Here is a 9,492-nt window from a genome sequence, read left to right on the forward strand (position 1 = left end):
AGATCGGACACGGGGGCCGCGGTGGCCGCGGAGGGGAAGGGCTGGGAGGGCGACGTGGTCGAGGACCTCACGCACTGGGTTCGCGTACCGGTGGGGCCCGACGCGGCTCGCTGGGCCACCCGCGGACGGTGCCGGCGGGTCCTGCTGGTCGTCCACAACGTGACGGCGGCGACCCGGCTGCTCGACGTGCTCCCGCTGTTCCGTGACGACCTACGACTCCAGGTGCTGGCGACCTGCACCGGGTCGTCGCCGTTCCAGTCGGGTGTGGCGGAGCTGCTGGCGGCCACGGGCGTTCCCGTCCTGCCGTGGGAGCAGGCCCTCGCGACCCCCGTGGACCTGGCCATATCGGCGAGCTTCGGCGGCCAACTCGCCGGTATCCAGGGCAAGTTGACAGTGCTCTCACATGGCGTCGGATACAATAAGAAGCTGACCACGCCGGACGCCGGACGCCGGACGCCGGACGCCGGACGCCGGACGCCGGACGCCGGACGCCGGACGCCGGACGCCGGACGCCGGACGCCGGACGCCGTGTTCGGGCTGGGGCCCGAGTGGATCCTCACCGCCGAAGGCGTGCCGATCGCGGACGCCATGGTCTTCTCCCACCCCGAACAGATCGGCCGGCTCGCCGAGTCCTGCCCCGCGGCCCTGCCGACCGCCGTGCTGGCCGGCGACCCCTGCTTCGACCGCATCCTCGCCGCCCGGCACCACCGCGACCGCTACCGGCGGGCCCTGGGAGTGCGTCCCGGGCAGCGCCTCGTCCTGCTGAACTCCACCTGGAACCCGACTTCGCTCTTCGGTGACGCCGGCTCCGAGGACGTCCTCCCGCTCCTGCTGCCCCGGCTGACGTCCGAGCTTCCCGCCGACGAGTACCGCGTGGCAGCCGTCCTCCACCCGAACATCTGGCACGGCCACGGCCCCGGCCAAGTCCGCCTCTGGCTGGACCGGGCCCGGCGGGCCGGGCTCGCCCTCGTCGATCCGCTCGAAGGCTGGCGGCAGGCCCTGATCGCCGCGGACGTGGTCCTGGGCGACTTCGGCTCGGTCAGCTACTACGCCGCCGCCTGCGGCACGCCCGTCCTGCTCGGCGCCGCCGACCCGCAGGCCCTCGGGGCGGAGTCACCCGTGGCGGCGTTCGTCCGGTCCGCGCCCCGGCTCGATCCGTACGGCGCACTGCTGCCCCAGCTGGACAAGCTGCTGGCCGAGCACCGTCCCCTCGAAGGGCCGGCCGAGCTGACCAGCTCGGTTCCGGGGCGCTCGGCGGCCCTGCTGCGCAGCCTCTTCTACCGGATGATCGGCATCACCGAGCCGGCCGCCCCGGCGGTGCTCGACCCGCTGCCGCTGCCGCCGTACGAGCCGCCGCCTCGCACCGCACCTCTGCGCGTCCTCACCCGCACCACCGCGGACGGCACCATCGCCGTCCAGCGCTTCGCCGAGCCGCGGTACGAACCCGACGGCGCCGAAGGCGAGGGGCACCTCGCCGTGCCCGAGGAGACCCTCGATCCCGGTGCGCTGGAGCTCGCCGACGTCGTCCTCCGGCACGGCGAGGCCGACGATCCCCGGTTCGGCTCGCCCCGCGAGTGGGCGGCCGAGGTCCTCGACCGGTACCGTTCCGCCTCGCTCGCCGCCTACGTCACCGGCCCCCGGGAGTGCGTGGTGCTGCACCGCAGCGGACTGCTGTGCACGCTGACCTCCGACACCGACGGAGACCCGGCAGCGCACGCGTCGGCGCTGCACGCACGGTTGCACGCCGGTCCGGCGATCGCGGCACCGGCGTCCACCACCCTGACCGTCAAGACCGGCCCGCACCTCACGCGGGTGCGCGTCACGACGGTCCGGGCAGGCACCGGGCCCGCAGCCCGGCCAGGTAGGTGAGGTGGACGGTGGCGTTCTCCCGGCTCAGCAACGCGACCGCCTCGTCGATCAGGGGCAGCGCCCCGGTGGGGTCGGCCGCGTCGAGGTGGAGCTCGGCGAGGTCCGTCAGCACCCGGGCCGTGTTGTACCGCTCCCCGGTGCCGCGGAAGAACTCCCGTGCCGCGTCGAGCCGTTGCTCCGCCTCGTCGAACCGGCCGAGGCCGCGTAGCGCTCGCCCCCGGTGCCGGTGCAGCAGCGCACGGGCCCGCGGCACGTCGGCGGCGCCGTCGCCGGTCGGGCCGATCCCGTCGAGCAGCCCGTCCGCCTCCTCGAAGCACTCCAGGGCGGACCGGAACCGCCACTGGCGCAGCCGCAGCAGCCCCAATGACTCGACCGCCGTCGCCCGGCCGCGCGCGTGCCCGGCCCGGGCCTCGTCGTCCGCGGCGGTCAGCAGCTCGCGTGCGGCCTCCTCCTCCTGCCGCGACTCCATCAGGGCGAAGGCCAGTTGGATGTGCATCCGGCCCGCCGTCCGGGTGCCCGGGCAGTGCCGGGCCGCGGTACGGGCCCCGGCCCTCAGCGCGGGCAGCAGGGCGTCGTGGCAGCCGGCCTTGAGCTGGACTGCCCACAGCGCCTCGACGGTCTGGCAGACGGTGTCGAAGCGGCCGAACTCCTCGGCGGCGAGCACGGCTTCCACCAGGTTGCCCGACTCGGCCACCAGCGCGGCGACCGCCGCGCCCTCGTCCTCGTACGGGCCCGGACCCAGCTCGGCGTACAGCAGGCCGACGTGCCAACGTTCCTTCAGCGCCGCGTAGTCGGCCCGGACGGCGAAGCGCAGGTACCAGTCCACGGCGCGGGCCACCGCCGCGGCGCACCCCGCCAGGCCGTCCTCTCGGGCCGCGGCCTCCTCCGCGTGGGCGCGCACCGCCGGCCGGTACCGGTAGCGGCCGTCTCCGGTGCTCTCCAGCAGCTGGAGCTCCGCCAGTTCGGCCAGTACCGGTTCCGCCTCGGCCTCCGGGACGTCGGCCGCCGCCGCCACCGCGGCCGCGTTCAGCGCGGGCCACGGCCGCAGCGACCCGAGCCGGTAGATCCTGGCGGCCTGCGCCCCGAGCCGCCGGTAGGCCTCCTCGACCGCCGCCCGCACCGGGGGCAGGGGATTCGCCGGATCGCCGGTGCCGAGCGGCCCGGTCGTCGTCAGGTACGGGGCCATCGCCCGCAGGGCGAACGGGGAGCCGGCGCACCGCTCCAGCACGGAGGGAAGCGCGGCGCGGGCCGTCAGCATGGCCGGCCGTCCCGCCAGCTCGGCCAGCAGCCGCCTGGCGTCCTTGTCGGACAACGGGCCGACCGGGATGGTGACCGCGTCCAACCCGGTGAGCGGACGGCGGGCGACGATCAGGGTGAACACCCCGGGCGCCGCCGTGATCAGCGGCTGGACCTGGGCCGCCGACTGCGCGTGGTCGAGCACGACCAGCAGCCGCCGACCGGAGAGCAGGGAGCGGAACAGGTCGATCCGCTCGTCCGTGGCGAGCGGAACGTACTCCGTCGGCACGCCCAGGCGCAGCAGGAAGTGCCGCAGCACCGTCGCCGCCGTCGGAGCGGTGCTCACCGAGCCGCCCCCGAGGTCCGTGTACAAGGTCCCGTCCGGGAACCTGCCCGCCTCGCGGCCTCCCCAGTGGAAGGCCAGCGCACTCGTCCCGATCCCCGCCGGACCGTGCAGCACGGCCACCTTCGGCAGACCGCCGGGCTTGCGGTCCGCCTCACGGTCCAGCAGCGCCAACGGCACCTTCCGGTCGGTGAAGAAGCGGGCCGAGGCCGGCAACAGCCGCGGCACCCCGTGCGCCACCGCCCCACCGACGCCCTTCCCGCTCATCACGGCGGCGATCGCCCTGGCCTGCTCGGGACTGCGCAGCGCCTGCGCCACGAGCAGCCCCGCCACGGACTCCCGCTCGGCCTGCCCGACCGGGGCGGGCACCTCCCGCCCCACCGCCCGGGCCACCAGGCCGCCCACCGTCTCCCAGGCCCGCTTCCCCGCCTCGTTGGCCATCCCCGCGCCGGCCGCACCCAGGAAAGCCGTCACCATCGACAACGACAGCGGATCCACCGCACCCACCCCCCGGTCCTTCGTGGGGCAAGGTCCACCGCTGCCCCAGCCTGTTGCCTCCCGCCCAACGGTAGCCTGCCGCAGCAAGCGGTCCAGGGAACGCGGGCCGCCGCTACGGCGGGTACTACGGGTACGGCGGGTACGACAGGTACGGCGGGTACGGCGGGTACGGCGGGTATGGCTGGTACTACGGGTACGGCGGGTACGACGGGGCGGCCGCAGGTCGTGGTCGTGACCTGCGGCCGCCCCGCCGTCGCGCGAAGCCGGCCTCGGTGCGCCGGTCAGCTCGCCGCCGCGATCCAGGCCTCCAACTGCTCGGGGGTGGTGGACGGATCGGCCACCAGCTCCGACAGTTCGTCGTCCCGGTAGTGCGTCGTGGAGACGGCCGGGCAGTGGTGGCAGGCGTCCACGCCGCGCTGGCGCCACCACTGGCACTGGGTCCGCAGGTGACACCGGGGAACCGCGCGCGCCTCGCCCTTCGGCGGGAGGGCCAGCACCCGGTCGACCAGGGTGCAGTCGTCGCCCGAGCGGTTGATGCAGTTCGAGACGCAGTGCGACGCGAACCGCAGCACCCGGGTCGGGGAGATCCCCTCCGGAACGGCTCCCAGCACGTCGCCCGCCGGCACCGGCTCGGCCAGGTAGGCCACCTGGCCGTCCGTACCGGAACGCACCCCGAGGACCACGGCCTCGGGCGCGTGCGCGTCCCCGCTCGGACACCAGGAGGGGGTGGACTCGTCGGTTCCCACGGTGCTCACCTCCGGGTCAGCAGGCGGGGAGCTCGGACCCGGCCCCCACGCTCTCCTGGGCGACCCGCCCGACGCTGTTGGAGCTCAGCACGGCGGCCCTCCCGACAGTGTCGGAGCTCAGCAGCCCGCTCTGGGTCTGCTCGATCGCGATCGCCTGCTGCAGGCTCTCGTGCAGCTGCTGGACCGAGGTGATGCGCTCGGCCTTGGCCGGGGCGGCGCTCGCCGGGGCGGCGCCGGCGACGGCGAGGCCGGCCGCGATGAGCGCGGCCGCGCCGGTGGCGGTGAGTCGGGTGTGCTTCATGAAGCCTCTCCTGGGGTCGGATGGGTCGAACGACCGGACTTCGGGCGCAGGCACCAGGAGCAGGCGCCCTGGTCTCGGCCGGCCGCCACTCTAGGAAGGCCCGGGGGCCCGGAAGCGGCAGTTGGCGGCGGCAGTTGGGCCCTGCCGGTGCCCGGCGGTTCACTCCCCGGCGGTTCACTCAGCGGCGGTTCACTCCCCAGCGGTTCATTCAGCGGCGGCACCACGCACGGCAGTTCACCTCCCGGCGGCCCCCCGTCGGTTCACTCCTCGCCGGTCAGCCAGCCCCTGGCCACCGCCCGGGTGCCCGCCTGGAAGCGGCTGCGGGCGCCCAGCAGTTCCATCAGGTCGGCGGCGATCCGACGGGCGGTGCGCGGCGAGACGCCCAGCCGCTTGGCCACCGCCTCGTCGGTCAGCCCCTGGCCGAGCATCCGCAGGGCCTCGGCCTCCTGCGAGGTCAGGCCGCGCTGGTCGCGGTCGCGGGAGGTCGAGCCGAGCGGGACGCCCTGGTCCCAGATCGAGTCGAACAGCGCGCAGAGCGCGGTCAGCGTGCCGTTCCCGGTCAGCACCAGCGCGCCGGCTGCGCTGTTCTCGCCGTCGGTGGGCACGATCGCCACGCTCCGGTCCATGATCATCAGCCGGATCGGCAGCGACGGCGCCGTCCGGACCTCACCGCCGAGCCCCGACAGCCACTTCGCGTACGCCACCGTGGCCGGGCTGTTGCGCACGCTGTCCAGGTAGAGGGTCCGCATCCGCACGCCGCGGCCCAGCAGTTCCTCGTCCTGCGGCTTGGCGGCCTCCATGCTGGCCGCGCTCTGGGCGCCGCCGGGGGCGAGCGTCATCACCTCGCTCCGCACCGCCTGCACCAGCACCCGGATGCGGTCGCGGATCTCGGCGATGCCGTCCAGCCGCTCGATGTCCGGCACGCTGTGCCGCGGCCGGTGCGCCGCCAGGTCGGCGGCCAACCGGACTGCGGCCAGGCGCAGTTGCTCGACCCGCTGCTGCTCGGCGGCCAGCCGCTCCTGCTGCCGGGCGATCAGCGCCTGGAGGCCGAGCTCCGGATCGACCGCGCGGTAGACCCGCTGCTCGTCGTAGGACGGGCGGATCAGGGCCAGCGCACCGAGCTTGTCGAGTGCCGCCCGCAGGTCGTTCTCGGCCATCCCGAGGAGGGTGCAGAGCTCCCCCAGCCCGGCGTCCGGGTTCGCGAGCAGTGCCCGGTAGACGTTCGTGCAGGTGTCATCCAGGCCCAGTGCGTCCAGCACGAAACTCACCCCCTTGCGTCACGCTTCCACCACGAGCGCATCAAAACATGTCGAACACGGCTTCGGTGAGGACCATCCTTCTCGAACCGGGTGCTCTTGGCCTGGCGCTGGGCGACACTGGCCGGTTTATGACCCTGCATACAGCGGCCTCGGGCTCGGCTTGTCCCTGCGCGGCCGCGGTGCGCAAGCTCGACTGGTGCATCTTGTCCACGCGCGAGTGCGACTCGCCGCCGAGCCCACCGAGCCGCAGCAGTTGACGGAGGCTTTCCTCCGACACGCCAGTCAGCGAACGGGGGTGGAACACCTCTGCGTGCACCTCCTCGGGGCCGGATCGCTGACGGTCAGTCTCTACGTCACGGCCCCGTCGCTGGTCGCCGCCGAGCACGTCGCGCGCACGGTCACCCAGAGCACGCTCGCGCACGAACCCGCCTTCCGGCAGGCCCGCCTCCTGGGGTGCTCGGGCGCCCTGGTGGCCGAGTACTACGACCGGTTACTCGAGGTGCCCGGTCACGATGGACGGACTATGCGACTGCCGGTTCAGGACACCGATCAGAGCTAGCGGGAACTCCCGGCGCACGGGAATCTGGTGTCACCGGCCAGGGAGCAGCCCCCGCAGGACACGGGGCCCGGGCCGGTGACCGAGGAGCCGAGCAGCACCTCGGGCACCACCGCGAAGCACCACCGCGAAGCACCACCGCGAAGCACCGCCGCGGAGCACCGCCGTACGTGCTCCCGATCCTCCGATCCCCACCACCGAGAAGAGGTCCGTCGTGTTCAGCCGCCTGCCGCTCGCCACGTCCGCCGCCGTGCTCACCCTCGTCGCGGTCCCGCTCCTCGGCCTCGCCGCCACTACCTCCGCGGACGCCGGCATCCACGCCGGCACTCACGCCGGCACCCGGATCGCGGCCGCCGCCACCGCGACCGAGGCAACCGAGGCGACCGACCAGACGCAGACCCCGGCGCCCACGCCGACGCCGACCACCGACGACCACAAGACCACCGGCTGGGACTGATCCGGGCCCTTTGCCCCGTCCTTACCCGCGCCTGCCCGCGCCCCGGTCGCCCCGGCCTCCCGGCCCTTCCGACCGCGGCCCTGCGTCCGGGTCCGGCGCCCGATCCGGAACGTCGGCTACCACATCACCGGTGGGAAGCCGTAGGCGTGAACCGGCCATGTGCCGATGCGGACGCCGCGTCCTGACCGTCGAGCGCGGCTCCGGCTGGTCCCACCAGTCACACCGGACACATCCGTCACAGCCTCCCTGTCGTCCGCACCCCTCGCGCTGATCCCGCGACGCACCCCGTGCGCGCCGTCCGCGCGCTTCCATCGTCACCAGGTCCGTGACACCCCTGGCGGCGCAGGCCGCAACCGGCCTCGCCCCGGGGCGTCGCGGCCTGCCCGCGCGCAGCCCCGGACCGGGCAGGCGACGCCTGTGGTCCGCCGACCCCCGCGGTCCATCGGTGTCGCCGCACGCCCGGACGTTTGGTCGTCCGGACATCCGGACGACCCCTGCGGGCCGATCGCCCGACACCGCCAGACACCTCGTACCAGCCATCCTGTGGAGGGGCAGTGCACACGCCGCACAAGGTGAACAGATTCGGATCCCTTCTCCAGCTCTACCGGGCCGAGGAGGGAATGACCCAGCAGCAACTCGCCGACTTCTCCGCCATGAGCGTCCGCGCCATCCGCGACCTGGAACGCGGCCGGGCCGAACGGCCCCGGCGGGACACCGTACGGATGCTCGCCGACGCCCTCCGGCTCAAGGCCGACCGGCGCGACGCCTTCGAACGGGCCGCCAGGCCGTGCCCCGACATCGACCGGTCGGAACTGATGGACCTCCGACTCGTGCCCAGGGAATCCGAGTACGAGTACGCGACGATGCTCCTCGAATCGCTCTCCACCGACTCCGGGGACGGCGACTGGGCCGAGGCGCTCAACGACATGGCCAAGCAGAACTGGCGGCTGGTCACCGTCGACCGGGGCGTGGCCTTCCTTGAACGCCGGCTCGACCAGGCCTGAACCAGGCCTGAACCAGGCCCGAACCGGCCCCGAACCGGCCCGGAACCGGCCCGGGACCGGCCCGGGGACCGGCGGAAATCCGCCGCCGAAACGGACCGGAAAGCTGCCGCCCGCAACTGCCGCCCGACCGGAATTCCAGCCCCTAGATTCACTCCAGCAGGAATTCCACAAAGAAGCCCACAAAGAAGCGAGAGGGCCGCGGCATGTCCGAGCACGCTCAGCAGGAATCACCGATCGAGGCGGCGGCGCGGCCGCTTCCCGGAACTCCCCGGGAACACCTCTCCTCCGAAACCACCCGCACCGTCCTGCGAATTCAGCACCGCATGCTGATGGCGATCCGCCGCCATCTCGACGAGGCCGGATTCACCGAGCTGCACGCGCCGGTGATCGGCCCGGTGACCGACCCCGGCTGCCGCGGCGCCAAGCAGGTGGACATCGACTACTACGGTCGCCGCTACAAGCTCATGACCAGCGCGATCCTCTACAAGCAGGCCGCGCTGCACGCCTTCGACAAGATCTTCTGCATCGCCCCCAACATCCGCCTGGAGCCGCCGGAGACCGCGAACACCAGCCGGCACCTCGCCGAGTTCCACCAGATCGACATCGAGGTGGCTGGGTACACCCGCGAGCAGATCATGGGCGTCGCCCAGGGCATCGTGGTGGCCGCGGTCCGCGAGATCGTCACCACCATGCCGGGCGAGCTGAAGGACCTCGGCCGGGACCTCGAGGCCTTCACCGACCTGCTGGAGAACCCGTTCGACGTCATCACCCACACCGACGCGATCGAGCGGGTCGGCGGCGACCCGCACGCCGAGATCGACTGGGCGGCCGAGGCGCGGATCTCCCGCGAGGCCACCCGCCCGTTCTTCGTCACCGACTACCCCAAGGGCTCGCGCGGCTTCTACGACCGCGAGAACCGCGAGCAGCCCGGCCTGCTGCGCAACTTCGACCTGCTGGCCCCCGAGGGCTTCGGCGAGCTGGCCAGCGGCAGCGAGCGGGAGTTCGAGTACGCCCGCATCGTGACCCGCATGCGGGAGACGGGTGAGAACCCGGCGAAGTACGGCTGGTACCTGGACATGGTCCGGGAGGGAATTCCGGGCAGCGCCGGATTCGGCATCGGGTTCGAGCGGCTGACCCGGTACATCACCGGCGTCCAGTACGTCTGGCAGGCCAGCGCCTACCCCAAGGTGCCCGGCGTCCACTCGGCCTGAGCCGAATCACCG

9 protein-coding genes are annotated in these 9,492 nt (G+C 73.5%); 5 read left to right on the forward strand and 4 right to left on the reverse strand.

The window, feature by feature from the left end:
• The first annotated feature begins 21 nt into the window (after positions 1-21).
• Positions 22-1,869, forward strand: a complete 1,848-nt coding sequence (locus AC0B61_RS25585) for a hypothetical protein (RefSeq protein WP_471743084.1) — start codon at positions 22-24, stop codon at positions 1,867-1,869.
• Here AC0B61_RS25585 and AC0B61_RS25590 read toward each other — a convergent pair.
• From AC0B61_RS25590 to AC0B61_RS25605, 4 genes are all read right to left on the reverse strand, one after another.
• The gene (locus AC0B61_RS25590; protein WP_471743085.1) at positions 1,820-3,955 is read right to left on the reverse strand and encodes a tetratricopeptide repeat protein; all 2,136 of its coding nucleotides are present in this window, start codon (positions 3,953-3,955) and stop codon (positions 1,820-1,822) included. The genes AC0B61_RS25585 and AC0B61_RS25590 overlap by 50 nt on opposite strands.
• Before the next feature lie 272 nt (positions 3,956-4,227).
• Entirely contained in the window at positions 4,228-4,692 is a 465-nt protein-coding gene (locus AC0B61_RS25595; RefSeq protein ID WP_471743086.1) for a hypothetical protein, read from the reverse strand.
• A gap of 16 nt (positions 4,693-4,708) precedes the next feature.
• On the reverse strand, positions 4,709-4,993 hold the full coding sequence (locus AC0B61_RS25600; protein WP_471743087.1) for a hypothetical protein: 285 nt from the start codon (positions 4,991-4,993) through the stop codon (positions 4,709-4,711).
• 260 nt (positions 4,994-5,253) lie between these two features.
• Positions 5,254-6,252, reverse strand: coding sequence for a LuxR C-terminal-related transcriptional regulator (locus AC0B61_RS25605; RefSeq protein WP_471743088.1), 999 nt, complete (start codon positions 6,250-6,252; stop codon positions 5,254-5,256).
• Between the two features lie 196 nt (positions 6,253-6,448).
• Between AC0B61_RS25605 and AC0B61_RS25610 the strand changes: the two genes are divergently transcribed.
• The 4 genes from AC0B61_RS25610 to AC0B61_RS25625 all read left to right on the forward strand — a co-directional run bounded on the left by AC0B61_RS25610 (position 6,449) and on the right by AC0B61_RS25625 (position 9,480).
• Positions 6,449-6,811, forward strand: coding sequence for a hypothetical protein (locus tag AC0B61_RS25610; protein WP_471743089.1), 363 nt, complete (start codon positions 6,449-6,451; stop codon positions 6,809-6,811).
• Positions 6,812-7,022: 211 nt separating this feature from the next.
• Positions 7,023-7,265 (forward strand): hypothetical protein, encoded by a 243-nt coding sequence (locus AC0B61_RS25615; protein WP_471743090.1) that lies wholly within the window; start codon positions 7,023-7,025, stop codon positions 7,263-7,265.
• A 572-nt stretch (positions 7,266-7,837) separates the two neighbouring features.
• Positions 7,838-8,269 (forward strand): helix-turn-helix domain-containing protein, encoded by a 432-nt coding sequence (locus tag AC0B61_RS25620; protein WP_471743091.1) that lies wholly within the window; start codon positions 7,838-7,840, stop codon positions 8,267-8,269.
• Between the two features lie 203 nt (positions 8,270-8,472).
• Positions 8,473-9,480 carry an asparagine synthetase A gene (locus AC0B61_RS25625; RefSeq protein WP_471743092.1) on the forward strand — a complete coding sequence of 336 codons (1,008 nt, stop codon included), beginning with the start codon at positions 8,473-8,475 and terminating at the stop codon, positions 9,478-9,480.
• The last annotated feature ends 12 nt before the right edge of the window (positions 9,481-9,492 follow it).

The sequence above is a fragment of the Kitasatospora sp. NPDC023385 genome, from assembly GCF_055664045.1.

Excerpts from the sequence above, each read along its gene's own strand:
- AC0B61_RS25600 (WP_471743087.1), bottom strand. The coding sequence starts at position 4,993 with ATGAAGCACACCCGACTCACCGCCACCGGCGCGGCCGCGCTCATCGCG.
- AC0B61_RS25625 (WP_471743092.1), top strand. The coding sequence starts at position 8,473 with ATGTCCGAGCACGCTCAGCAGGAATCACCGATCGAGGCGGCGGCGCGG.